At 63.6% G+C, this 24,908-nt stretch carries 21 protein-coding genes; 9 read left to right on the top strand and 12 right to left on the bottom strand.

Features of this window, described 5'->3' with window-relative positions:
• Positions 1 to 35: 35 nt before the first annotated feature.
• From motB to flhD, 5 genes are all read right to left on the bottom strand, one after another.
• A complete protein-coding gene (gene motB / locus IGS58_RS22365; protein WP_034778017.1) occupies positions 36 to 1,013 on the bottom strand; it encodes a flagellar motor protein MotB in 978 nt (325 codons plus the stop codon).
• A 58-nt stretch (positions 1,014 to 1,071) separates the two neighbouring features.
• Positions 1,072 to 1,932 carry a flagellar motor stator protein MotA gene (gene motA / locus IGS58_RS22360; RefSeq protein ID WP_034778015.1) on the bottom strand — a complete coding sequence of 287 codons (861 nt, stop codon included), beginning with the start codon at positions 1,930 to 1,932 and terminating at the stop codon, positions 1,072 to 1,074.
• A gap of 219 nt (positions 1,933 to 2,151) precedes the next feature.
• Positions 2,152 to 2,958 carry an SAM-dependent methyltransferase gene (locus IGS58_RS22355; protein WP_230522730.1) on the bottom strand — a complete coding sequence of 269 codons (807 nt, stop codon included), beginning with the start codon at positions 2,956 to 2,958 and terminating at the stop codon, positions 2,152 to 2,154.
• A 66-nt stretch (positions 2,959 to 3,024) separates the two neighbouring features.
• Positions 3,025 to 3,585 (bottom strand): flagellar transcriptional regulator FlhC, encoded by a 561-nt coding sequence (gene flhC / locus IGS58_RS22350; protein ID WP_034778011.1) that lies wholly within the window; start codon positions 3,583 to 3,585, stop codon positions 3,025 to 3,027.
• A gap of 146 nt (positions 3,586 to 3,731) precedes the next feature.
• The gene (flhD, locus tag IGS58_RS22345; protein WP_034758381.1) at positions 3,732 to 4,049 is read right to left on the bottom strand and encodes a flagellar transcriptional regulator FlhD; all 318 of its coding nucleotides are present in this window, start codon (positions 4,047 to 4,049) and stop codon (positions 3,732 to 3,734) included.
• Positions 4,050 to 4,654: 605 nt separating this feature from the next.
• On the opposite strand from flhD, the gene kynU reads away from it, so the two are divergent.
• The 5 genes from kynU (at position 4,655) to IGS58_RS22320 (ending at position 10,538) form a co-directional block, all read left to right on the top strand.
• The gene (kynU, locus tag IGS58_RS22340; protein WP_230522729.1) at positions 4,655 to 5,905 is read left to right on the top strand and encodes a kynureninase; all 1,251 of its coding nucleotides are present in this window, start codon (positions 4,655 to 4,657) and stop codon (positions 5,903 to 5,905) included.
• A gap of 8 nt (positions 5,906 to 5,913) precedes the next feature.
• Positions 5,914 to 6,801, top strand: coding sequence for a tryptophan 2,3-dioxygenase (gene kynA / locus IGS58_RS22335; RefSeq protein WP_070278816.1), 888 nt, complete (start codon positions 5,914 to 5,916; stop codon positions 6,799 to 6,801).
• A 9-nt stretch (positions 6,802 to 6,810) separates the two neighbouring features.
• Positions 6,811 to 7,356: an RBBP9/YdeN family alpha/beta hydrolase gene (locus IGS58_RS22330; RefSeq protein ID WP_230522728.1), complete on the top strand. Its 546-nt coding sequence runs from the start codon at positions 6,811 to 6,813 to the stop codon at positions 7,354 to 7,356.
• A gap of 96 nt (positions 7,357 to 7,452) precedes the next feature.
• Complete coding sequence (locus IGS58_RS22325) at positions 7,453 to 9,507, top strand: toxin-antitoxin system YwqK family antitoxin (RefSeq protein ID WP_230522727.1); 2,055 nt, start codon at positions 7,453 to 7,455, stop codon at positions 9,505 to 9,507.
• Positions 9,508 to 9,509: 2 nt separating this feature from the next.
• The gene (locus IGS58_RS22320) at positions 9,510 to 10,538 is read left to right on the top strand and encodes a hypothetical protein (protein WP_230522726.1); all 1,029 of its coding nucleotides are present in this window, start codon (positions 9,510 to 9,512) and stop codon (positions 10,536 to 10,538) included.
• Here the strand turns inward: IGS58_RS22320 and IGS58_RS22315 are convergent.
• The gene (locus IGS58_RS22315; protein ID WP_230522725.1) at positions 10,535 to 11,581 is read right to left on the bottom strand and encodes a hypothetical protein; all 1,047 of its coding nucleotides are present in this window, start codon (positions 11,579 to 11,581) and stop codon (positions 10,535 to 10,537) included. The genes IGS58_RS22320 and IGS58_RS22315 overlap by 4 nt on opposite strands.
• Positions 11,582 to 11,715: 134 nt before the next feature.
• On the opposite strand from IGS58_RS22315, the gene IGS58_RS22310 reads away from it, so the two are divergent.
• Positions 11,716 to 12,447: an alpha/beta fold hydrolase gene (locus IGS58_RS22310; RefSeq protein ID WP_230522724.1), complete on the top strand. Its 732-nt coding sequence runs from the start codon at positions 11,716 to 11,718 to the stop codon at positions 12,445 to 12,447.
• On the opposite strand, the gene IGS58_RS22305 is transcribed toward IGS58_RS22310, so the two are convergent.
• The 4 genes from IGS58_RS22305 to IGS58_RS22290 form a co-directional block, all read right to left on the bottom strand.
• Complete coding sequence (locus IGS58_RS22305; RefSeq protein WP_230522723.1) at positions 12,424 to 12,789, bottom strand: hypothetical protein; 366 nt, start codon at positions 12,787 to 12,789, stop codon at positions 12,424 to 12,426. The genes IGS58_RS22310 and IGS58_RS22305 overlap by 24 nt on opposite strands.
• A complete protein-coding gene (locus tag IGS58_RS22300) occupies positions 12,786 to 13,136 on the bottom strand; it encodes a hypothetical protein (RefSeq protein ID WP_230522722.1) in 351 nt (116 codons plus the stop codon). Before IGS58_RS22300 ends, IGS58_RS22305 begins: the two co-directional genes overlap by 4 nt.
• Positions 13,137 to 13,323: 187 nt before the next feature.
• Entirely contained in the window at positions 13,324 to 15,243 is a 1,920-nt protein-coding gene (gene htpG / locus IGS58_RS22295; protein ID WP_070257762.1) for a molecular chaperone HtpG, read from the bottom strand.
• 89 nt (positions 15,244 to 15,332) lie between these two features.
• Positions 15,333 to 16,751 (bottom strand): aminotransferase-like domain-containing protein, encoded by a 1,419-nt coding sequence (locus IGS58_RS22290; protein ID WP_230522721.1) that lies wholly within the window; start codon positions 16,749 to 16,751, stop codon positions 15,333 to 15,335.
• A 137-nt stretch (positions 16,752 to 16,888) separates the two neighbouring features.
• On the opposite strand from IGS58_RS22290, the gene IGS58_RS22285 reads away from it, so the two are divergent.
• The 3 genes from IGS58_RS22285 (at position 16,889) to IGS58_RS22275 (ending at position 20,818) form a co-directional block, all read left to right on the top strand.
• Positions 16,889 to 17,800 carry a DMT family transporter gene (locus tag IGS58_RS22285; RefSeq protein ID WP_230522720.1) on the top strand — a complete coding sequence of 304 codons (912 nt, stop codon included), beginning with the start codon at positions 16,889 to 16,891 and terminating at the stop codon, positions 17,798 to 17,800.
• 176 nt (positions 17,801 to 17,976) lie between these two features.
• Positions 17,977 to 19,170: an aminotransferase-like domain-containing protein gene (locus tag IGS58_RS22280; RefSeq protein WP_070257765.1), complete on the top strand. Its 1,194-nt coding sequence runs from the start codon at positions 17,977 to 17,979 to the stop codon at positions 19,168 to 19,170.
• A gap of 289 nt (positions 19,171 to 19,459) precedes the next feature.
• The gene (locus IGS58_RS22275; RefSeq protein WP_034777986.1) at positions 19,460 to 20,818 is read left to right on the top strand and encodes a diguanylate cyclase domain-containing protein; all 1,359 of its coding nucleotides are present in this window, start codon (positions 19,460 to 19,462) and stop codon (positions 20,816 to 20,818) included.
• Here IGS58_RS22275 and IGS58_RS22270 read toward each other — a convergent pair.
• Positions 20,815 to 23,085 (bottom strand): TonB-dependent hemoglobin/transferrin/lactoferrin family receptor, encoded by a 2,271-nt coding sequence (locus IGS58_RS22270; RefSeq protein ID WP_230522719.1) that lies wholly within the window; start codon positions 23,083 to 23,085, stop codon positions 20,815 to 20,817. The two genes, IGS58_RS22275 and IGS58_RS22270, sit on opposite strands and share 4 nt — an antisense overlap.
• Before the next feature lie 244 nt (positions 23,086 to 23,329).
• Positions 23,330 to 24,907, bottom strand: coding sequence for an FGGY-family carbohydrate kinase (locus IGS58_RS22265; RefSeq protein WP_230522718.1), 1,578 nt, complete (start codon positions 24,905 to 24,907; stop codon positions 23,330 to 23,332).
• Position 24,908: the final 1 nt, after the last annotated feature.

The raw sequence follows: 24,908 nt of genomic DNA, 5'->3' as shown, positions 1-24,908 counted from the left end.
TGTTTCAATACACCACGCGTCGATAGCCTTGCGTGTTATTTTTTCGCCGCTACCGGGCTGGGGGCTGGTGCCGCCGCGGGGGGCGCACCGGCCGCCAGCCCGGAAGCGACAGCGGCGGAAGCGGCATCGGTCACCGGCAGCTCGATCGCCGAGCCATCGCGCAGGACATTTTCTTCCGTGCGTTTGTTCATGACGATGATGCTGATGCGCCGGTTGATCGGATTGAAGGGGTCGAGCTTGTCCAGGTGGGCGGCCGAGCCCAGTCCCACCACGCGCAATACTTTCTCTTCCTTCATGCCGCCAATCACCAATTCGCGCCGCGACGCATTCGCGCGGTCGGCCGACAATTCCCAGTTGCTGTAGCCGGCATCGCTCATGTAGGGCGTCGAATCCGTATGGCCGGACAGGCCGATGCGGTTCGGCACTTCATTGAGCACGAAGCCGATGGCGTGCAGGATTTCCTTGGTGTACGGTTGCAGATTCGCATTGGCGAGCGCAAACATCGGACGGTTCTGCTCGTCGACGATCTGGATGCGCAAGCCCTCGCTGGTGATATCGAGCAGCAGCTGGTTCTTGTATTTTTTCAGCAGGGGATTGGCGTCGATGGTCGCTTCGATGCGCGCCTTGAGCGCCTGCAGGCGCTTGCCCTCCTCGCGTTCGAGCGCGGCCTTGGCGGAATTGAGGTCGAACGATTTGCGCTGCTGCTCTTCCTGCGCCTTGCGCACTTGTCCATCCTGGCGCGACAGGTCCTGGCCGCCGCCCTGGATAACGGAATTGCTTTCGCCGCTGCCGGAACCGCCCGCCATCGCCACTTTCAAGGGCGTCTTGAAGAATTCGGAAATGCCGTTCAAGTCGCCCTTCGATGTGGAGCCCAGCAGCCACATCAGCAGGAAGAAGGCCATCATGGCCGTGACAAAGTCGGCGTAGGCGATTTTCCACGCCCCGCCATGGTGTCCGCCAGCCGTCTTCTTGATACGCTTGACGATAATCGGGCGCATGCCTTCATCGGCCATGGCGTCCCCCTTCCGTGTGCTGCAAATGACTCATGGTGTCCAGGCGTATATTCACTGCTTACTTCGTTTTCGATTTCTTGATGTGGTCTTCCAGCTCATTGAACGTCGGGCGCTCGGTCGAGAACAGCACCTTGCGGCCGAACTCCACGGCCAGCGCCGGCGCATAGCCGTTCAGGCTGGCCAGCAGGGTCACTTTCACGCACTGGAACATCTTGCTCGACTCTTCCAGCTTCTGCTCCAGCAGGCTGGCCAGCGGGCCGACGAAGCCATAGGCCAGCAAGATGCCGAGGAAGGTGCCGACCAGCGCGTGCGCGATCAGCATGCCCAGCTCGGCTGGCGGGATGCCCACCGATTCCATCGTGTGCACCACGCCCATCACGGCGGCGACGATACCGAAAGCGGGCAAGCCATCACCCACCTTGGCGATCACGTGGGCCGGCACGGCACCTTCGTGATGGTGCGTCTCGATTTCGTTGTCCATCAGATTTTCGATCTGGAACGCATCCATATTGCCCGATACCATCAGGCGCAGGTAATCGGTCATGAATTCGATGATGTGGTGGTCGGCCAGCACGGCCGGATACTTGGAAAACAGCGGGCTTTCTTCGGGCTTGTCGATATCGCCTTCGATCGACATCAAGCCTTCCTTGCGCACCTTGCTGAGCACTTCGAACAGCAGCGACATCAGTTCCATGTACAGCTCTTTGGTATAGCGCGAACCCTTGAACAGGCTGGGCAAGGCGGCGATCGTTGCCTTGATGGCCTTGTTATTGTTACCAACAAGGAAGGCGCCCAGGGCGGCGCCGCCGATCATCAGCAACTCCAGCGGCTGGAACAGCGCCGCCAGATGGCCGCCGGCCATTGCGAAGCCGCCAAAGACCGAGGCGCAGACGATGATGTATCCGATTATGACTAACAAGTGCCCTGACTCCCAATAATGGCCGGGGCTGTGTGCCCGGCATGTTCAAACCTGTTCCTGTCTTCTGGCGGCTGCGCCGCCGGCGGAGACAGCGGCAAAAAAAGCAACCGGAAGTTAATTGAAATGCGCTGCTTTTCAATGCAATTCCGAGAAAATGCCGTGTGGAACTACAATAACGTGAGATTGCCCCACGGGCAAGCAAATAACGCAGACAATTGCTTAAAAGCACCATATGTAAAGTAAAGGGCCACCCTCTGTGGCGGCGATGGTCTTATCGGGCTCGCGTGCCGCAATCTGGAATTCGTAACTAAGAAGCATGCTACCGGGCAACATTTCCCTTTCCGCCTTGCTCCACAGGGCCGCCATCGCCGCCGGCGACAGGTAGGCAAACACGGCGTCGTAGCGGCCGAAATCGAGCGCTTCGTAGTCGCCGCGCAGGAAGCGCGCGCGGCTGCCCGCCAGCCATGCGCGCAAGCGGCTTGCCAGCCACGGCAGCGGCGCCAGCTCGATGCCGGAAAACTGCCCGTCGGGGCGGCGCCGCGCCAGGTCGAGCACCAGGCCGCCCAGACCGCTGCCGATATCGATCAGCCGCACGCCGGGACGGTCCGCGATCAGCTCCGCCACCGCCTGCCATACCTTCGGCCCCGACGGGTAAAACGGCACCTGCGTGCGGAACGTGGACCAGTACAAACTCAGCAGGAAAACAAAGGCGACCAGGAACACGGCCGGGGGCAAATCGAGCCAGCTGGCCGCCAGCAAGGCGGGCGCAAACAGCAGGCCGATGGCGCACCACCAGCGCGCCAGTCCCGCGCGCCACGTGATGACAGCCGCCAGCACGCCCTGCACCAGCGCCACGGCCGGCAGCGACATGGCCACGCCCGCGCGCGCCAAACCATATACCAATAGCAACATCAAGGGAAAGGCCAGCACCTGGATCAGGATGGCCTTGAGCGCGGGCGCGCGCAGGATCTGTTGCAGCATGGAATAGCCAAAGGAGGAAAACGCCAGTGTAAGCGAAAGCAGCATGAAAAAGCCGGAGTGCGGTCAGGCGACCGGCTCCGGCTTGCTCTCTGTCTTATATATATGTACGGCTCAGGCAACCACGCCCGGCACGGCAGCGGCCGCTTCATCGCGCGCCTTCTTGGTCTTGCCGGCACGCGAAGGCATGTGGCACAGGCCGCATACATAATCGGCGTTCAGGTCGAGGCAGTTGACCACAAACTTGCCGCCGCACTTGCCGCAGGGCGCCATGTCCAGCATCTTGCTGCTGAAAAAGCGCACCAGGGTCCAGGCCCGCGTCAGCGACAGCAGCGGCTCTTCACCCGCTTCGGGCGGCATTTGTTCCAGATACAGCTTATAGGCCTTCATCACGGCTTCGATGCCCGTGGCGCCGGCGTGGTCGACGAGGAATTTATGGATATTGATGAACAGCGAGGAATGGATATTCGGTTGCCAGGTAATGAACCAGTCGGTGGAAAATGGCAGCATGCCCTTGGGCGGCGAGACGCCCTTCAATTCCTTGTACAGATTCAGCAGGCGTTCGCGCGACAGCGAGACTTCCGTCTCCAGCAGTTGCAAACGGGCGCCCAGCTGTATCAATTCGATGGCCAGCTGGATTTCCTGCGCTTCCGATACGACACTTTTTTTGGCCATGCTGTGTACTCCACTACTGACTGATACTGACTGATACTGCCTAACAAGGTTGCCAGAAAAATGTTCAGGGCAAGGCGCGTTGCCGACGACAGTACGAATGTACGGCGAGGCAATGCAACACCGCCATGGACGTTTTGATGGGAACCTTAGGCGATTTCTTCGACGCCCTGGCCGGCCATCAGGATGGCAGCATGCGATTGTGCCAGCGAACGGTCTTTATTGTAGTTCGTCAACATGCCCAGGATGGCGCTGTCGTCGAAGCGGAAACGGGCCAGCATCATGTTGCCGCCAGCCAGCTTCAGTATCTGGGCATTGCTCATGCCTTCGATCAGTTCGGCGATTTCGGCGGCAATGCCCAAACGGAAGATGGCCGTTACTTTGTCCGCACGAATCATTTGCTGGGCCAGCATCAGGTAGCTCAGGTTAGCGTCGCGAATCTCAGCCATCATGTCGTTAGCAGTCATTTCCATCTCCTCAATCCGTTGAATTCAGCTGGCGTTGTGTGTTGCCAGTGAGATACATTCTGCAGGAGCAACATTAAACGCAACAGAGGCGTAGCGCTGTATTTTTGGTCGGGGAATAGCGGATGGGATCGTAGGTGTTTGTCTGACAAACACTACTCGATCATGGTCGCACGCCAGTAACGGCGCGGATGTGGGAGGTTGGCCCTGTGCCGGATTTGCCCGACTTTTGGCCTGTAAAAAAATATCACTTTTTTACAACAACTTGATAAGAATCAAGCCTGTCTACTGAGATAACGGCCGCCTTGGCAGGAACTTTAGGGCTTTTTTAAAAATATTTAAAATATTTCCAGCGCTGCCCTGACCGATTACCGGCGTTCATGTATCTGTTGTCGGCAGCGAATCGCAGAACTTTAGGGGTTTTTGAAAATATTTTTAAAAATCGTGATTTCTTTCGTTGACGCCCCACAAGCGGGCATTTTTCGCCGTCTTTCCATGCCCGAAACCGCGCTTCGCGGCGAGGATTTGCTACACTGCCACTTCCGCGTGATACTTTAAGCCTCAAGCAATATCATGCCATCCAGATAAGTATCAATATGAAAGCCACCATGATTTCTCGACAAGACTGCAGCGCGCGCGATCTCGATGATCCCCTCGCGCCCCTGCGCCAGCAATTCGATTTGCCGCAGGGCGTGATTTACCTCGACGGCAATTCCCTGGGTGCGCGGCCGAAGGCGGCGCTGGCCCGCGCCCAGCACGTCATCACGGCCGAATGGGGCACGGACCTGATCCGCAGCTGGAATACGGCCGGCTGGTTCGACCTGCCCAAGCGCCTGGGCGACCGCCTGGCTCCGCTGCTGGGCGCCGGTACGGGCGAAGTGGTGATCACCGACACCACCTCCGTCAACCTGTTCAAGGCCCTGGCCGCCGCCCTGCAGATGCAAGCCGGCGATCCGGCCCATGCCGCGCGCAGAATCATCGTCAGCGAACGCAGCAACTTCCCCACCGACCTGTACATGGCGCAAGGCCTGGCCGCCTGGCTCGACCGCGGCTACCAGCTGCGCCTGGTCGACAGCCCCGACGAACTGGCGCAAGCCATCGATGCCGATTGCGCCGTCGCCATGCTCACGCACGTGAACTACCGCACCGGCTACCAGCACGACATGGCCGCCACCAGCAGCCATTGCCATGCGCAGGGCGCGCTGGCGCTGTGGGACCTGGCCCATTCGGCCGGCGCGGTGCCGCTGGACCTGAACGGCGCCGGCGCCGACCTGGCCGTCGGCTGCACCTATAAATACCTGAATGGCGGTCCCGGCTCGCCCGCCTTCATCTGGGTGCCGGAAAGACACCAGGCGCGCTTCCGCCAGCCCTTGTCCGGCTGGTGGGGCCACGCCACGCCGTTCGCCATGGAGCCGGGCTTCGCGCCCGCCGACGGCATCGCCCGCGCCCTGTGCGGCACGCAGCCGATACTCTCGCTGGCCCTGGTCGAATGCGGCCTCGATATCTTTGCGCAAACGAGCATGGAAGCCATCCGCCGCAAGTCGCTGGCCCTGACGGACCTGTTCATCGCGCTGGTGGAACAGCGCTGCGCCAGCCATCCGCTGGGCCTTGTCACCCCGCGCGAGCATGCGCGGCGCGGCAGCCAGGTCAGCTTCACGCACCCGCACGGCTATGCCGTGATGCAGGCGCTGATCGCGCGCGGCGTGATCGGCGACTACCGCGAACCGGCCATCATGCGCTTTGGCTTCACGCCCCTGTACACGAGCTTTGCCGACGTGTGGGATGCCGTGGAAATCCTGCGCGACATCCTCGACACACTAGCCTACGACATCGCCGCCAAGCGCGATGCGGTCACCTGAGCCATCCCATGAGCGACGACAAGAATATGAACAAGGAAAACACCAGCGGCTGCCCCATGCATGCCGGCGGCCAAGATGCGCAGTGGCATGGCGCACAGATGGATTTCAGCGAATCTATGAGCTACGGCAACTACCTGGCGCTGGACCGCATCCTCACGGCCCAGCATCCGCTGTCGCCGAACCACAATGAAATGCTGTTCATCGTGCAGCACCAGACGAGCGAATTGTGGATGAAGCTGATGCTGCACGAAATGCACGCCGTGCGCGCCAACCTGCAAAGCGGCGACCTGGCGCCGGCCTTCAAAATGCTGGCCCGCGTGGCGCGCATCATGGACCAGCTGGTGCATGCCTGGGACGTACTGGCCACCATGACGCCGCCCGAATACACGGCCATCCGCCCCTATCTGGGCGCCTCGTCCGGCTTCCAGTCCTTCCAGTACCGCGAAATCGAATTCATCCTGGGGAACAAGAACGCCGCCCTGCTCAACGTGCATACGACGGCACCGGAAAACTACAAAGTGCTCGACGCCGCCCTGCGCGCGCCATCCGTCTACGATGAGTCGATCAAGCTGCTGGCGCGCAGCGGCTTGCCCATCTCCGCCGAGCGGCTGAACGCCGACTGGACCCTGCCGACAACCTCCGACGCGTCGGTAAAGGCGGCGTGGCTGGAAGTCTACCGCGACCCGTCGAAACACTGGGCCCTGTACGAACTGGCCGAAAAGCTGGTCGACCTGGAAACGGCCTTCCGCTTCTGGCGCTTCCGCCATGTAACGACGGTCGAGCGCATCATCGGCTTCAAGACGGGCACGGGCGGCACGGCGGGCGTGAGCTATTTGCGCAAGATGCTCGACGTGGTATTGTTCCCGGAGTTATTCGCCTTGCGTACCGAACTTTAAGGAGCATCGATGTCGCCTCTCGTCCTGACCCTGGCCGGCCTGTGGAATTCCGGGCCGCTGCACTGGCAAACCCATTGGGAAGCGCGCCACCCGCAATGGTCGCGCGTGCCGCACCGGGAATGGCAGACGCCGGACAAGGACGAATGGGTGGCGGAACTCGATCGCGCCATCGCCGCCTGCGAGCGCCCGCCCGTGCTGGCCGCACACAGCCTGGCTTGCACGCTGGTGGCCCACTGGGCGGCCAGCGGCTCGCCGCACAAGATCGCCGGCGCCTTCCTCGTCGCTCCCAGCGATGTGGAAGCGCCCTCCTACCCGTCCGGCACGACGGGCTTTGCGCCGATGCCGCTGCAAGCCTTGCCGTTTCCCAGCCTGGTGGTGGCCAGCGGCGATGATCCCTACGTCAGCTTCGCGCGGGCACGCGCGTTTGCCGCCGCCTGGGGCAGCGATTTCACCATGATCGGCGACGCCGGCCATATCAACGGCGACGCCGGCTACGGCGCCTGGCCGGACGGCGAACAGCTGCTGCTGGATTTTTGCGCCGCGCACCAGCCTTGAACCGGGGCGCGCACGATAGGGGCGTATTTGCCCACAAGTAAGAACGCAGGCAGAATCGTGGCCTTTCCATTGCGGCGCCCCGGCGCCAGCCCCACGATGAAACGTCTGCTTCTGCCCTTGCTGCTTTGCTCCGCCCTCGCCCACGGCGCGCCCTTTTATGAAGGCAAGAGCCTCGCCCATCCGGCCATCAGCGCCTCGCAGGACAGCGGCCTCGATATCGCCTTCCTCAAGGAAAAAGAAGGCGTCAACGGCTATTACTGCGAGTGCAAGAGCGGTAGCGCGAAACCCATTTTGCTCGACCAGTTCGGCAACGCCGTCATCCGCTCCGTCTTCTACGCGTCACTGGACCAGGAGACGGACGACAGCGTGCAAACCATGCTGGTGCTGCTGCGCCAGGGCGACAAGAACGGCTTGCGCGCCTACCGCTATCACCGCAGCTCCGGCAAATACCGGCGCCTCGATGGCTTGCAGCCAGCCTTGAACCGCATCGTGGCGCAAAGCGGTGCTCCCAACGCGGGCCAGGTCAAGGCCGCGCTGGCCAAGCTGGCGCCGATGGACTACAGCGTCCCGCGCGGCAAGAGCGGCAATGCGGACTTCGACGCCATCGACCATACGCAAGGCACCATCGTCGGCTACTACAGCGATGACGGCAAACCCGTGGCCGGTGCCGGCAAGGACGCCATCACCTACAAGAAAACCTTCCAGAAGAAAGGCGAGCGTTTTCTCACCGCCAGCTACACCCTGTACAGCGATGCGGGCGCGGGCATCCTGCCCAACTACCGCCTGTGGCAAGTGACGTGGGAAACGGCGCCGAAGCAATTCACGGGCAGCGCAGATGGCCCGTCCGTCATCTACAGCCTGGCCTGGGACGACGGCTCGGTGGTCGAGCGGGGCGAATACGTGAAAGGCAAGCGCCAGGGACTGTGGGTACGCGAAGGCATGCACGAAGGCAGCGAAAAAGGCCATTACGTCAACGGCCTGCAGGAAGGCATGTGGTACTTCAATTATCCCAGGCAGAGCGAGAGTGGCATGTACCGGGCCGGCAAGCGCGAAGGCCGCTGGACCGTCGTCAACTATGCCGATGCAGAGGAAGTGACGGGCTTCGACACCTATGCGGGCGGCCAGCTGAACGGCCCGCACGAACGCAGCATGGGCGGCAAGCTGCAAACGCGCGGCAACTACGTAAACGGCACGCGCCATGGCGCGTGGATCACGGAAGACGGCGACGGCAGCTTTATCGACGGCTTGCGCGACGGGCCGTGGAAGCTCAAGCTCAAGGACAAGGTCACGCAAAGCGTCACTTTCGTGCAAGGCAAAAAACAGGGCGAGGCCCTCGACAAGGATGCGCAAGGCGCGCTGCGCGTGCGCGACCATTACCAGGCGGGCGTGCTCGATGGCAGCCGCACCCGCTATCTGGGCCCGGCCGGCAAGGAATACGTGGTCTACACGGCTACCTACCGCAACGGCCAGCTCGATGGGCGCGAGCAGGCGTTCGACGACAGCGGCAAGATCCTGCGCCTCGATACCCTATGGGACAACGGCAAGAAGCAGGGCCTGGATGCGCGCTACTACCCGAACGGCAAGCCGGAACGCCTGGCTGTCATCGACCAGGGCCGCCTGCTCACGCACCTGCGCGAGTATTATGAGGACGGCCAGCTGCTCAACGACATCCACCGCTGCACCTTCAAGGAGTACGGCAGCACGCGCGACGACGTATGCGAGTACCACCACATGTACTACCCGGACGGCAAGCCGCAGTATTACTATGCATTCCAGTACGGCCAGCGCCAGGAAGGCTATTCGAACTACCCGAACGGCAAACGCAAGGACGAGCTGCTGGTCGACCGCGCCGCCGACACCTCCGTCGTCAACGCCTATTACGAAAGCGGCCAGCTCAAATGCACGGAGCCGCGCAGCGGCCACAGCACGCGCACGGTCAACGGCGAGACCATGATCAGCTACGCTTCGGCCGACCGCGATGGCGACAATATCTGCTACCACCCGAATGGCAAGGTGGCCAGCATCTACACCTTCCGCAAGCGCGTGCTCGTGGAGTGCGGCAAGCGCTACGACGACACGGGCAAGCAGACGTTCCCCGGGCCGGAAGGCTGCCCGCCCCCCAGGAAGGTGGACTATCCGATAGGACTATGACAATGACGCAAACAAGACAGCCGCAGTGCATCCAGAACCCCGAGCGCATCGACGCGGAGGCGATCCGCGCCGCCATCGCCAGCGGCCAGCAGGTGCTGGTGCAGTTCAATACCCTGGCCGAGCCGGGGCCGCTGCTGGCCGACCTCGACGCCCTGGCCGCCACCTGCGGCACGGCGCTGACCATCCGCATCTACGGCTATGACCCGAGGGTGTTCGATGCCCGCATCCTGCGCGCGCTGCCGCATGTGGCCAGCCTGTCCATCGATTGCCACTGGCAAGCCATCCATCTGGAAGTGCTGGGCGAGCTGCGGCATCTCAAGCGCCTGAGCCTGGGCGTCTACCAGCTGGCGGAGGGCGACATCCTGCAGCTGGACAATTTGCGCGGCCTCGAATACCTGAACCTGGGCGAATCGGCCAGGAACAATATCGACCTGGCACCCCTGCGCCACTACGCGCACCTGGCCAGCCTGGTCATCGAGGGCCACCATCAGCACATCGACACTCTGGCCAGCCTGCCGGCGCTGCATGAGCTGTCGCTGTATCGCATCAAGAACAAGGTACCGCTGGATTTCATCTCGGCGATGGGCCGTCTGGACCGGCTGCTGCTGCAATTGGGCGGCCGCGAATCGCTCGCGCACATCGAGGCGCCGCTGTTGAAGAAACTGGAAGTGATACGCGTGCGCGGCCTGGAAACGCTGGGCGATATCGGCCGTTTCCCGCTGCTGCAGGCGCTATGGGTGGAAGACCAGATCAAGCTGCGGCAGATCGCGCTGGGGGCCAATCCCGTGCTCGAACGCCTGGACCTGCACACCTGCAAGACACTCGACAGCCTACCCGGCCTCGCCGCCCTGCCCGCACTGCGTCAGCTGTCGGCATCCGAGACCATGCTCGACGTCGACGCACTGCTGCAGGATATGCCCGCGTCGCTGACGCACGTGCGCCTGCGCACGGGCAGGAAAACACGCGACGACGCCATCGCCGCGCAGCTGGCGCAACTGGGCTACGACAGCGCGCTCGCAGTATTGACCTAGCGGACCTGGCGGCTGGCTACCAGCTTGCGCTGCCACAGCGCCACGTCGATCATCACGCCATCGGCGCCCGTGTTGCGGATGTAGACGCGGTAGCTGCCCTGCCCCATGTCGCCATCGAGGTAGGCCGTGCGCTCATTGCGCTGCAGCCTGGCGCCCTTGGCCAGCTGGCGGTAGCGCTCGACCACCGTGTCAAAGCTGGCATAGCTGCGCAGCGCCACTTCCAGGTCGCGCGGCGGGCGGCCTTCGGCATGGTCCAGCACATTGGTCTGTTTCTTGCCCTTCAGCGTGAGCGGATAGGCAAACACGCCGGCGCCGGCCGACGTCAGCACCGTGGATTTATCGAGCAGCAGTGGCAGCAGCGCCGGCGGATACGCGGGCGGCAGCTGGGCGCGGTTCCAGCCCGGCAGGGCCGGCTGCGCCAGCACATATTCGACGCTGGCGATCTTCTGCCCGTCGGCGCCCGCTTCCTTGTCGCCCGCGATCAGCGCCAGCATGGGCGGCAATTGCCGGGCCCAGGCCAGCAAGGGCGCCGCATCCCCGACCAGCATGCCCTTGCGGTGGAACACCGTCAGCACCGCATTCGGATCGGGATTGCAGACTTTCGCCAGCGGCTGCCCCTCCAGGCGGCAATGCCCGTTGACCAGGCCAAAGGCAATGATGGCGCCGCGCTTGTCGAGCAGCATGGCGCCGCGTTCGCGGCCCTGCTTGCGGTCATTCATCGAGGCCAGCAACTGGCGGCCATCGGCCAGCACGCTGCGCGTGGCGTCGCGCTTTTCGCTGATCGCTTCAAGCGCCTGCGCCAGCAGCAGTTCATCGTCTTCCGTGTAGCTGCCGCGCGCGTAACCGAAGAAATCGAACAGGGCGGCGCGCACTTGCGGGTCTTCGCTCAGGCGCGGCAAGGGACCGCCTGTCAACAGGGAAGACAGGCTTTTCCCGGCCGGCGCCGAGGGTGCCGCCGTGGCGCCGGCAGGCTGGGAAAGGACGCAAGCCGCTGCCAGCAAGGCGCCGCCCAGGGTGCGGTAATTCGAAAAAATGATATGCATGATTCTGTCTGTCGGTGATTTGACCGCGATTCCGGCCACGCATGGCGCGCCGGCGATTCTAGCATGGCGCCAGTCCCCATGCGGTGCGGCTGGCGGACGGCGCGTGTGCCGGCGCGGCTGTTATGATGGCCGCAATGACGATACCAACCCACGCCTCGCCCCTGCTTGTCCTCCTGCCCGGCATGGATGGCACGGCACGGCTATTCCACCGTTTTGAAGCCGCCTTGCGCGCACAGGCCGCCATCGACACCCAAGCCATCGCCTATCCGGCCGCGCCACTCGATTACGCGGCGCTGGAAGCATTCGTGCGCGAGCGCTTGCCGCGGGACCGCCCCTTCGTCGTGCTGGCCGAATCGTTTTCGGGCCCGCTGGGCGCCGCCCTGCGCGCCGAGCCGCCGCCCGGCATGCGCGCCCTGGTCCTGTGCTGTTCGTTTGTGCGCAATCCGCGCCCGATGCTGGCGCCGCTGCGCCACCTGCTCGGCCTTGTGCCCTTTGGCGCCATGCCCGGCTTCGCCCTGCGCCAGGCGCTGCTGGCGCCCTGCTCCACGCCGCAGTTGCAGGATGAACTGGCAGCGGCGCTGGCGCAAGTGCCGCCCAGCGTGCTGCGCCAGCGCCTGCGCGCCGTGCTGGAAACCGACGCCTCGCGCAGCTTCGCGCGCGGCAGCCTGCCCGTGCTGTATCTGCGCGCCCGCCACGACCGCCTGGTGCCGCCCGCGAACGCCGTGCAGATACTGGGCCTGGCACCCGACGCGCAACTGGCCGACATCGCCGCGCCGCACATGCTGCTGCAGGCGGCGCCGGAAGCGGCGGCCGTCGCCGTCACCGCCTTTCTCGCGGGCCTGTCAGCCGCGCAGGTATCCGCTTAAACGCGCGCTGGCCAGCACGGCCAGCCAGCTCACGCCGCCCGACAACACGCTGAAGTAGATGGCCCGCAGCGGATGCTGGGGCAGCAGGTACGCGAGCACGGCCGCGCCCAGCAGACCGCACAGCGCAGGCTTCCACCAGCCGGGCGGCAGCAGCGCCAGCAGCAGATTCGTGCCCGCATACACGTAAAACACCAGCAGCAGGGCCAGGCCGCCGGCCACGCCGCGCGAGCCCAGGCTGCCAAACAGCTGCGTGTACAGGTAAAAACCCAGCCAGCTCAATGCGATAAACAGCAGGCAGCCCAGCGCATGCGCGCCCAGGCCGGCCATCAGGCGAATTTTCACGGTTGCTTGAGTACAGGAATGAAGCGGTGGCCGCAGGCATGGCACATGAAGGTACGCGCATACTTGTCCTGCAAGGCGGCGGCCTCCTTGTCCCAATTGGCGACGAAGGTCGTTTGCGACAAGGCGATGGAGGCGACGCCCCCTGCCACGAAGATCCAGAACAGGCCATTCGCGCCGGCCTGGTAAAAGACGACGGCGGCAATGATAAAAATGATCACGCCCAACACGATCAGCCCTGCCTTCTGGTGGGTCTGCATCGTCGGCCCTGCGGCCTGGCGTGACAGCAAGGTCTGGCTGCGCGTATGCGCATGGCCATGGATGAAATCCCCATCGATCCTGCCGGACATATGGGTCGATGTGCCTGAAATGCCGGAGGCATGCACCATGGAGAGGCGTTGAACGTTGGAACTGTCACATGCCGGGCAATGCGCCATTGCTTTTTCCATAAAATAAAATAATCGCGCACTGTAGCATAAAAAAAGCCGGCCCTTTCACGCAGAAAGGGCCGGCTTGCTTACGTCGACAGCCAGGCGTTTACTTCGCCGAATTGAGCAGCAATTCGTTGAGGCGTTTCACGAAACTGGCCGGGTCGGCCAGCGAACCGCCTTCGGCCAGCATGGCCTGGTCGAACAGGATGTTGGCCCAGTCGCCAAACTTGCCGCCTTCGGCATCTTCGTATTTCAAGCGCGTCACCAGCGGGTGGTTCGGGTTGATTTCCAAAATCGGCTTCGATTCCGGCGCGCTCTGGCCAGCAGCTTTGAGCATGCGCAGCAGGTTACCCGACAATTCGTTTTCATCGGCCACCAGGCAGGCTGGCGAATCGGTCAGGCGGAACGTCACGCGCACGTCCTTGGCCTTGTCGGCCAACACGGTCTTCATCTTGCCCACCAGGTCGGCGTACGAGGTTTCCGTTTCTTCGTGCTCTTTCTTTTCCGCTTCGTCTTCCAGCGCGCCCAGGTCCAGGCCGCCTTTTGCGACGGAGACCAGTTCCTTGCCTTCGAAGTCCTGGATAAACGACAGCATCCATTCATCGACGCGGTCCGTCAGCAGCAGCACTTCGACGCCCTTCTTGCGGAAGATTTCCAGGTGCGGGCTGTTCTTGGCGGCGGCGTAGTTGTCGGCCGTGACGTAGTAAATCTTGTCCTGGCCTTCCTTCATGCGCGCCACGTAGTCGGCGAACGAGGTGATTTGCTCGTCGCTGTCGTTAGCCGTCGACGCAAAGCGCAGCAGCTTGGCCAGGCGTTCCTTGTTGGCCGCGTCTTCGCCGATGCCTTCCTTCAGCACCTGGCCGAATTCCTTCCAGAAGACGGCGTACTTGTCCTTCTTGTCCTGCTCGTCGGCGTTCGCCAGTTCTTCCAGCATGCCCAGCACGCGCTTGGTCGAGCCTTCGCGGATCACCTTGACGTCGCGCGACTCCTGCAGGATTTCACGCGACACGTTCAGCGGCAGGTCGGCCGAGTCGATCACCCCGCGCACGAAGCGCAGGTAGGTCGGCATCAGCTGCTCGGCATCGTCCATGATGAAGACGCGCTTGACGTACAGCTTGATGCCGCCGCGCTTGTTGCGGTCCCACATGTCGAACGGCGCCTTGGCCGGAATGTACAGCAGCTGCGTGTATTCGCTGCGGCCTTCCACGCGGTTGTGCGTGTGCGTCAGCGGCGACTGGAAGTCGTGCGACACGTGCTTGTAGAATTCGTCGTACTGTTCCGGCGTGATGTCGGCCTTGTTGCGGGCCCACAGGGCGCTGGCCTGGTTGACGGTTTCGAATTCGTCCTTCAGGACGGTTTCTTTTTTCTCGTCGTCCCATTCTTCCTTCTGCATCACGATCGGCAGCGAGATATGGTCCGAGTATTTGCGGATGATGGACTTGATCTTCCAGCTCGACAGCAATTCGTCCTCGCCTTCGCGCAGGTGCAGGATGATGTCCGTGCCGCGCGACGGCTTGTCGATCGATTCGATGCTGTAATCGCCTTCGCCGGCCGACTCCCAGCGCACGCCCTCGGAGGCGTCAACGCCGGCGCGGCGCGTTTCGACGGTGATCTTGTCGGCGACGATGAAGCCCGAATAGAAGCCCACGCCGAACTGGCCGATCAGGGCCGCGTCCTGCTGCTGGTCGCCCGACAGCTTGCCGAAGAATTCCTTGGTGCCCGACTTGGCGATGGTGCCCAGGTGCGAGATCGCCTCGTCACGGGTCATGCCGATGCCGTTGTCGGAAATGGTGATGGTGCGCGCATCCTTGTCGAAGCTGACCTTGATCTTCAATTCGTGATCGTTGCCGTACAGGGCGTCGTTATCGATCGCTTCAAAGCGCAATTTGTCGGCCGCGTCGGACGCGTTCGAGATCAATTCGCGCAGGAAGATTTCCTTGTTCGAGTACAGGGAATGGATCATCAGGTGCAGCATTTGCTTCACTTCGGTCTGAAAACCCAGGGTTTGCTTTTCGGAGACAGCCATTTTTACCTCATAGTCTTGTGGATGGGACGGATTCTACGGAGTTGGGGATGGTACAAGCGATTTCAAGAGCCCCCTGCAAATGTGCTGTTTTAGCCCAGTGCGCGGGCGAAAAACGCCCAGATGCGCTCGTCCTGCACCGTGGCCAGGTTCAGGCGCATGCGGGTCGATGGCAGCTGGCGCGGCGAAAACAGGCTGCCCGGCGCCAGCACCAGCCCCTCGGCCAGCGCCTTCTCGGCCAGGACATTCGTGTCGCAGCCCGCATCGGCCCACACGAACATGCCGGCCGGTGCCGGATCGAAGCGCAGGCCGGCCCGCTCGGCGCGGCGATACGTGCCCTCGCGCACCTTGTCGAGCCGCGCGCGCAGGCGCTCGGCATGCTTGCGGTACAGCCCCTGCGAAAGGATCTTGTACACCACGCGTTCGCCGATGTCGCTGGTGGTGAGCGTTGCCAGCATCTTGCGGTCGGCCAGGCGCTGCGCCCATTCCATTGAGGTGGCGATGAAGCCCACGCGCAGGTTGGCCGACAGGCTCTTGGAAAAGCCGCCCAGGTAAATCACGCGGCGCAGCTGGTCCAGCGCGGCCAGGCGCGTGGCCGGCTGCACCGCGCCTCCCGGGTGCATGTCGCAATAGATGTCATCCTCGACGATGAGGAAATCGTGCTGTTCGGCCAGGCGCAGCACCTGGAACGCCTTGGCCGCCGACAGCGAGGTCGAACTGGGGTTGTGCAGCACCGAGTTGATCACGTACAGCTTGGGGCGGTGCAGCGCCGCCAGCTCGGCCAGCACGGCGATATCGGGGCCGTCACCCAGGCGCGGGATGCCGATGACGTTCATGCCCATGGCGGCAAAGGCGCCGAACATCAGCCAGTACGCGGGATCGTCGACGAAAATGGTGTCGCCGGGGCGGGCGAACTCGCGCGCCACCAGGTCCAGCGCCTGCATCACGCCCACCGTGGTGACGATCTGCTCGGGCGGACAGGCGATTTCCAGTCCCGCCAGTTTCAGTTGCAACTGCTGGCGCAGCGGCAGGAAACCCTGCGGCGTGCCGTAGCCCAGCAGCAAACTGCCGGGCTGGCGGCTGACATCGCGCAAGGCGCGCGCCACCAGGTCGCCATCGAGCCAATCGGCGGGCAGCATGCCGGTGCCGGGCGCGGGAATGGCCGGCGTCTGGCGGAACATGTTACGGATCAGCCAGACCACGTCCATCGGCTGCGCCACCGCGTCCTGCGCGCCAGCGGGCGGCGCCGGCGTATTCAGGGGCGAGCGCTCGCGCACGAAAAAGCCGGCGCCGCGCCGCGATTCCAGGTAACCGCGCGCCACCAGCTTGTCGTAGCAGGCCACCACCGTGGCGCACGACACATCCAGGCTGGCGGCGCACTGGCGGATCGAGGGCATGCGCGCGCCGCCGCGCAGCAGCTTGTCGTCGATGCGCGCCGCCAGCGAGCGCGTGATCTGGTCGATCAGGGTTTCGCCCGACGCGCGCGACAACAAGGGAAGTGTATTGCTCATATGACCATGACAGTATGTGAAATTATGCGTGAAAGTGTATTTGTACTGTATTGCTATTGAGCCCTAGGATAGCAGTACCGGGCGCATTCATCCACATCTGCCCGTCTTTATTCCACGCCACCCGCACCAGGACAGCCATGCCATCGCACGCCACCACCTCCCCCAGTTCCCTCCCGCGCCTCGGCGCCGACCGCACAGGCCTGTTGCTGGGCTTGATCGCCGTCGCCCTCTTCAGCCTGACCCTGCCCTTTACGCGGCTGGCCGTGGCCGAACTCGACCCGACTTTTGTCGCCCTGGGCCGCGCCCTGGTGGCCGCCGCCCTGGCCGGCCTGTGGCTATGGCACCAGCGCGCGCCTATGCCGCGCCGCGAACAGTGGCTGCCGCTGGCGCTCGTGTCGCTGGGCTGCGTGCTGGGCTTTCCCTGGCTGACATCGATCGCCATGCGCAGCCTGCCCGCCTCGCACGGCGCCGTGCTGGTGGGCATTTTGCCGCTGGCCACGGCCGTATTTGCCGTGCTGTGCGGCAAGGAACGCCCATCGCCGGGTTTCTGGCTGATGGCCCTGCTCGGCACGGCGCTGGTGGTGGCCTTCGCGCTGCGCCAGGGCGGCGGCAGCTTCCACCTGGCGGACTGGCTGATCTTTGCCGCCGTCCTGCTGGCTGCACTCGGCTATGCCGAAGGGGGGCGCCTGGCGCAAGCGATGCCGGGCCAGCATGTGATTTCCTGGGCCCTGCTGCTGGCCGTGCCTTTTGTCTTGCCCGTGGTACTGTGGAACGCCTGGCCGCAGCGCGCGCTGATGGCGCAGGCCAGCGCCGCCGCCTGGCTGGGCTTTGCCTACATTTCCGTGTTTTCCATGTTTATCGCCTTCTTTTTCTGGTACCGGGGCATGGCGCTGGGCGGCGTGGCGCGCGTGGGACAAACGCAGCTGCTGCAGCCTTTCCTCACCCTGGTGGGCGCGGCCATGCTGCTGAACGAGCCCTTGACGGGTGAAAGCCTGCTGTTTGCCGGCGCCGTGATCGCCGTGGTAGGCATAGGACGCAAGCTGAAGTAAAGTGCCTTGACGCCCATTTGCAACGCCGTTGCGCGTGCGGATGGGCAGAGCAGCGTGCAAGCCGTACAATACCGCAGCACCATGGCGACGCCTATCCGGCGCCGCTTGCGCACGCACCGCCACAAGCGGGCCAACAAATCCAGCCGGCGCAGCTCGGCATCTTCTGTGAGACTCGTATGAAAATTGAAAATCCGAATCCGATCCAATGGCGCTTTGCCGAACGCGCGGAACAGCTGCAAAGCTCGTTCATCCGCGAAATCCTGAAGATCACGCAGCGTCCCGAGATCATCTCGTTTGCCGGCGGCCTGCCCTCGCCCGCCACCTTCCCCGTGGAAGAAATGAAGACCGCCTTCGACAAGGTCCTGTCGAACAATGGCAAAGTGGCCCTGCAATACGGCCCGACCGACGGCTACCTGCCGCTGCGCCAGTGGATCGCCGACTCGCTCTCCAGCAACGGCAGCACCATCATGCCGGAACAGGTGCTGATGACGTCCGGCTCGCAGCAGGCGCTGGACTTGCTGGGCAAGGTGCTGATCGACGAAGGCAGCAAGGTTCTGGTGGAAACCCCCAGCTACCTGGGCGCCCTGCAGGCGTTTTCCGTCTACCGTCCCGAATTCGTTTCCGTCGACACCGATGACGAAGGCCTGGTGCCGTCGTCGATCAACCCCGTCGCCGATGGCGCGCGCCTGCTGTACGCGCTGCCGAACTTCCAGAACCCGACGGGCCGCAGCCTGTCCGTGGCGCGCCGCGTGGAGCTGGTGGAAACCTGCGCCCGCCACGGCCTGCCGCTGATCGAGGATGATCCGTACGGCGCCCTGAGCTACAGCGGCGAGCCGTATCCGAAGATGATCAACATGAATCCGGACGGCGTGATCTACATGGGTTCGTTCTCGAAGGTGCTCACGCCGGGCATCCGCCTCGGCTACGTGGTGGCGCCGATGCCGCTGGTGCGCCGCCTGGAACTGGCCAAGCAGGCGGCCGACCTGCACACGTCGCAGCTGACGCAGATGGTCGTGCATGAAGTGATCAAGGATGGCTTCCTGGAGCGGCATATCCCCAGCATCCGCAGCCTGTACGGCAACCAGTGCCAGGCCATGCTGTCGGCGCTGGAAGAGCACTTCCCGGCCGGCGTTACGTGGACCAGACCGGAAGGCGGCATGTTCATCTGGGTCACCCTGCCGAAGCACATCGACGCGATGACACTGCTCGATGAAGCCATCGCCAACAAGGTCGCCTTCGTGCCGGGCGCGCCGTTCTACGCGAACACGCCGGAAACGCACACCTTGCGCCTGTCATTCGTGACGGTGCCGCCGGAACGCATCCGCGAAGGCATCGCCATCCTGGGCAAACTGATCGCCGCAAAAATGTAACTCGCCTCTTCACGCCCCGCTGCCGCGGGGCGTGTCACTGCTGCCCCCAGCGCCAAGGGGCACGCATCTTTTCCGCTAAAAACCGCCTTCACGATGGCAACTACGTGTATTTATTCATAAAAATATTAAAATAATAATACTTTACCGCCTCGTGCACCATCGATTTTTCCACCCAAAAAATTAGCAAAGCGGTATGATTTGACCGCTGTATCCGATTTGAACCCAGTCAGCATCACTTAAAGTGCAGCAAACGCTGGCATCGCAAAGTACATCGAGAAGGCCGGAAGCAATGAGTCCAGGCAGTGTGGAGCATTCCCAGAGGCGCAACGCCGCCATTTTGATTGTCGATGATGCGCCGGCCAACCTTGAGCTGCTGCGCAAGCTGATGAGCGAACAGGGTTATCAAACCTATGTCGCCACGTCCGGCGAGCGGGCGCTGGCGATCGCCCAGCGCGCCCACCCGGACCTGATCCTGCTCGACGTGCTGATGCCGGACATGGACGGCATCGAAACGTGCCGCCGCCTCAAGCAGCATCCGCTGACGCAGCGCATTCCCGTCATCTTCATGAGCGCCAAGACGGAAACGGAAGACGTGGTGGCCGGCTTCGACTGCGGCGCCGTCGACTACATCAGCAAGCCGCTGCGCATGGCCGAAGTGTGCGCGCGCGTGCGCGCCCAGCTGCAAATCCGCAGCAACAATGAAAACCAGCAGGAACAGGCCGAGCGCCTGCGCACCATCGTCAACAACATGGCCGAGGGCTTGCTGATCATCGAAGCCGATGGCCGCATCCAGTACACCAACCCGGCTTGCGACCAGTACCTGGGCTACCGCGAAAACGAACTGGCCGGACGCTCCATCGGCGAACTGCTCAGTCCCCTGGTGACGCAGGAATACCTCGATTACTTCGCCATGTACGCGGCCAATCCCGAGAAGGCGCACAACCACGGCACGCGCGAAGTGGCGATCCGCCACCGTAACGGCGAGACACTATGCATGGACCTGACCCTGACGCCCATGTATCTGCGCCAGCCCCTGTATATCGGCCTGCTGCACGACATCACGCACCACAAGCAGTCGGAAGACGCCTTGCAGCGCGCCGCCTACCTCGATCCGCTGACAAAAATCGCCAACCGCCGGCATTTCGACAGCTTCCTGGAAAAGGAATGGCAGCGCGCCGTGCGCGGCGGCGGCGCCCTGTCGCTGGTGGTGCTCGACGTCGACCACTTCAAGCTGTACAACGACAGCCTGGGCCACCCGGCCGGCGACAGCTGCCTGCAGCAGGTGGCGCAAGCCATCGCCTCGCACGCCGCCCGCCCGGGCGACCTGGCGGCCCGCTACGGCGGCGAGGAATTCGTCCTGCTGTTCGCCGACACGGATGCCGAAAGCGCCCTGCACCTGGCCGAAGCCATCCGCGCGCACATCGAGGCACTGCAATTGCCGCACCCCCGATCTGGCACCTCGCCATGGATCACCGTCAGCATCGGCGTGGCGACCATCCACCCGCACCAGCTGGACGACCGCAAGGTGCTGTTCGTCGCCGCCGACCGCGCCCTGTACGTGGCCAAGGAAGAGGGGCGCAACCAGGTGCGCGCCACGCAGTCTGGCAGCACGGCCTGGGAAACGGTCAAGGCGCTCGTCTTACGTTAGAACTTCCTCGACACGCTCAGTTTCGCATTGCGCCCCACGCCCGTCACGGCTTCACTCAGGTACGGCATGTAGTTGCGGTTGAAGACATTATCGACCGTCAAGCGTACTTCCGTGCCGCGCCACACTCCCTGCCTGCCATGCCACGAAGCGAACAGGGTGTGCAGCGCATAGCCTTTCGATGGCGGCAGGCGGTAGACATTCCCCACCGGCAGGACGCGCTCCTGCTTCGCCACGAAGCGGCCCTGCCAGCCGATGCTGGCCCCGAGGTCGGGCATGCGCCAGCCCAGGCCCGCCATCAATTTATCCGGCGCGATGGTCGACACGGGTTCGTCCTGGCCCCACGGGTCGCGCTGGGAACCGGTGCGCGTGCCGCGCTGCTTCGACAACGAAGCGCTGGCAAACAGGCGCGGCGAGTTGTAGTAGGACTCGACTTCCACGCCCTGCGTGTGGAAACCGGCCAGATTGCGGTAGGACGACAGGGCTGGCGGCACCTTGCCCGATCCCGGCACATAGCCTTCGATCAGGATGCCCAGGCGCGGGCCGATATTGTCGCTGACCTTGTTACGGTACGCCGTCAGGCGCAGCTGCACGTCGTCGCGCTCCATGAATACGTTCTGCCGGTGCAGCATGACGCCCGTGCGCACGGCCGTCACCCGCTCGACGGCCAGGTCGCGGCTGGTGCCCGGTGTCGATGAACCGAGCCTGGACGACACATAGTATTCGTTCGAATACATCTCGTCGATCGTCGGCGCGCGCCAGGTGCGGCTCAAGTCGCCGAACAGCGCCATGCTGCCCGACGCCTTCCAGAACAGGCCCAGGCGGGGAGACCAGTCCTCGTGCGCCTTTTCGCTGAAGTCGTGGCCAGCCGCCGCCAGCGGGCTGTTGTAGCGCGACGCCTTGTTCGGCACGCCCTCGGAAACGACCCGGTCGTGGCGCAGCGCCGCCGTCACCGTCAGGTCGCCATACGTCATCGCATCCTGCAGATACAGGCCCGTGGTTTCCTGGCGCCCGGCCGGCATGTAGTAGGGCTGGAAGTAGCCGTAGTTGTAGCTGGGATCCTTCAGCGCCGTCGACGACGGGTAGTACATCAGGGTGTCGCGCACGTTCTTGTGCCATTGCAGGCCCGTTAGCAGCACGTGCGAAATGGCACCCGTCGTAAACACGCTTTCGTTGCGCACCTCCGCAATGCGGTCCACGTACGAGGCCCAGCTCTCGTTGCCCAGGGATCCCAGGTAGGAGCCCAGCGAAGCGGACGGCAGGCGCTTGTCATGCTGGTCCGTGTGCGAATAGCCGGCGCTGGCCGTCAGCTTGATCCATGGATTGTCCTGCGGCGCGTACTGCCACTTCACGGAATACGTATCGTCGTCCTGGTCGCGGTATACGGCCTTGCGCTGCCACGCTTCTTCCAGTCCGTACTTGCGGATCTCCGCCTCGGTCGGCGTGGGCACGTCCTCGCCCATGGCGGCGAACGGGCCCCAGCCCGTGCTGCCGCTCTTCATCGCCGTCAGGGTCAGGAGCTGTTCCGGCGTCAAACGGATATTCAGCTTGGCCAGGCTCGATGGCGCGTCGATGGCGGAAAAGCGGAATGGCTTGCCATCGGGTTTGCGCAAATCGTCGGACTTGCGCTGCGTGGTGAAGGCCATCGCATCGAAGCGGCCATCTTCCGTGCGGCCGTAGACGGCCACGGTGGCGTCGTTTTCCGCATTGTTCGAATGACGCGAGTACTTCACCATGGCGCCCACTTTCTCGCCGCCTTCCAGCAAGTCTTGCGCGTCCTTGGTCTCGACCGTGATGACGCCGCCGAAGCCGCCATTGCCGTACAAGCTCGTATGCGCGCCCTTGTTCACCTCGATCTGCTTGATCAGTTCCGGCTCGATGAAGATGGAACCCTGGCGGTATTTTTCAAAGCCCTTGGGCACGCCGTCGAGGATGACTTTCACGTCCTGGACTTTATTGAAGCCCCAGATATTGAGACTCTGGCCGCTGGGACGTGCCGTGCCGGCCAGGTCCACGCCAGGCAAGGTGTCGAGCAAGGACGCGACATTGTCGGCCTGCTGGCGTTCGATATCGGCGCTGTTGATGTACGAACGGCCGGCCGTGCCGGCGCTGATGGCGTCGCCAAACACGCTGATGGCGGGCATCTGCACGGCGTCAGCCTTGTCTGCCTTGTCGGCCATCGCCGCCGCCCACGCATGGCCGTGCGCGCCGCCCAATGCCAGCGCCAGCGCGGCGGCCAGCGGGGTCAATCCATTTTTGCTGCTCTTCATCGCTATCCTTGCCTGGGTTTGCTACTTCATGCTTGTGGAATGAAAAAATGCTGGGGCAGAGGAAGGCGGTGCACGATCAAGCGGCGGCGTTGAAGGAAGCGTTGCGGCGAACTCTGCCCGCGCGGACACGCCGCCGGCGCATGGCCGGCGGCGCATTGCAGTCACCGGAATAAGTTGCCTTAGTGAAATGCGGAACACATCATATATTAAATGCGAATGATTCGCAATACGATTTAATGCGTAGTTATTCCGGATAGCCTGTGATGTCGGCGATCTCGCGGTACAGGGGCTGCAGCCGCGCATACATCTTGCGGTACACGCGCCGGTACAGCTGTTCGTAGATCTTGCGGTGCTCGGGATGCGGCTGGAATACCTTGCCCTTGCGCGTCATCGCCTGCACGGCAGCGGGAAAGTCCGCATGCCAGCCCAGGCCCACGGCGGCGGCGATGGCCGCGCCCAGGCCCGAACTTTCATACACGTGGGCGCGCGCGGCCGGCAAGCCGAAGATGTCGGCCGTCAGCTGCATGGCAGAGTCGCTTTGCGAACCGCCGCCCGCGATGCGCAGCTCCGTGATGGCGATGCCGCTGCGCTGCTCGATGCGCTCCTTGCCTTCGCGCAGCGCATACGCGAGGCCTTCGAGGATGGCGCGGTAGATGTGCGCGCGCGTGTGCACGTCGCCAAAGCCGATCATGGCGCCCTTCGCTTCCGGGCCCGGCACCTTGATGCCGGGACTCCAGTACGGCTGCAGCATCAGGCCCATGGACCCGGGCGGCACGGCGTCGACCAGGCGGTCGAACAGCGCTTCGGCGGACAGGCCCGTGCCGTCTTCGGCGGCGGCCGCCCGCTCGCGGTCGCCGAACTGCTCCTTGAACCAGTTGACCATCCAGTAGCCGCGGAAGATCTGCACTTCCGTGCTGTAGGCGCCCGGCATGGCGGCCGGGTACGGCGGAATGAAGCGCGTCACTTCCACGTACTTGCGGTTGGTGGTGTTGATGGTGGCCGTGGTGCCGTAGCTCAGGCACGCCACGTGGGGCTCGACGCAGCCGGCGCCCAGCACCTCGCACGCCTTGTCGGCGGCCGCCGCCAGCAGGGGCGTGCCTTCCGGGATGCCCGTCGCCACGGCGGCGGATGCCGTGATGCCGCCCATGCGCGTGCCCGGCGTCACCAGCTCGGGCAGCATGGAGCGCTTGATCGCCAGCGCCTGCCATTTCCAGTCGAAGCGCCCGGCCCACGCATGGCGCTTGTAGTCGAACGGGATGTACGCCACTTGCGAGCCGGTCGAATCAACGTAGCGCCCGCAGAGGCGATGGTTCAAGAAGCCCGACAACAGCAGGAATTTGTGCGTGCGGCGCCAGATGTCGGGCTGGTGCGCGCTGATCCAGTTGATCTCGGCCTCGCGGCGGAAGTAAGCGATCGTGCCATCGAGGCGCGTGGCGCGGAAGGCGGCGCGCCACCATGGCGCCAGTTGTGGGATGTCGCGCGTGCTGCGCTGGTCCAGCCAGGTGATGGCGGGCCGCAAGGGCTGCCCCTCCTCATCCACATTGACGACCGTGCCGCGCTGCGTGGTCACGGCCACGCCGGCCACCAAGGATCGATTGATGTCCGTGCCGCGCCACAGTTGCTGGCATGCTTCGCACACGGCTTGCCAGTAGCCGTCGGCGTCATGCTCGGCCCAGCCGGGGTGGTCGGAATAGTACGCTTCCAGAAACACTTGCGCCTTGGCCGCCAGCTTGCCGTCCCGGTCGAACAGCAGCGCGCGCACGCTTTGCGTGCCATTGTCGATGGAGAGGATATACGGACCATCGTCCGCCAGGGAAGCCATG

Source organism: Janthinobacterium sp. EB271-G4-7A, assembly GCF_020858075.1.
Classification (GTDB): Bacteria; Pseudomonadota; Gammaproteobacteria; order Burkholderiales; family Burkholderiaceae_D; genus Janthinobacterium; species Janthinobacterium lividum.
Note: the sequence above shows the minus strand (reverse complement) of the source record. Positions and strands in the feature narration are given on the sequence as shown.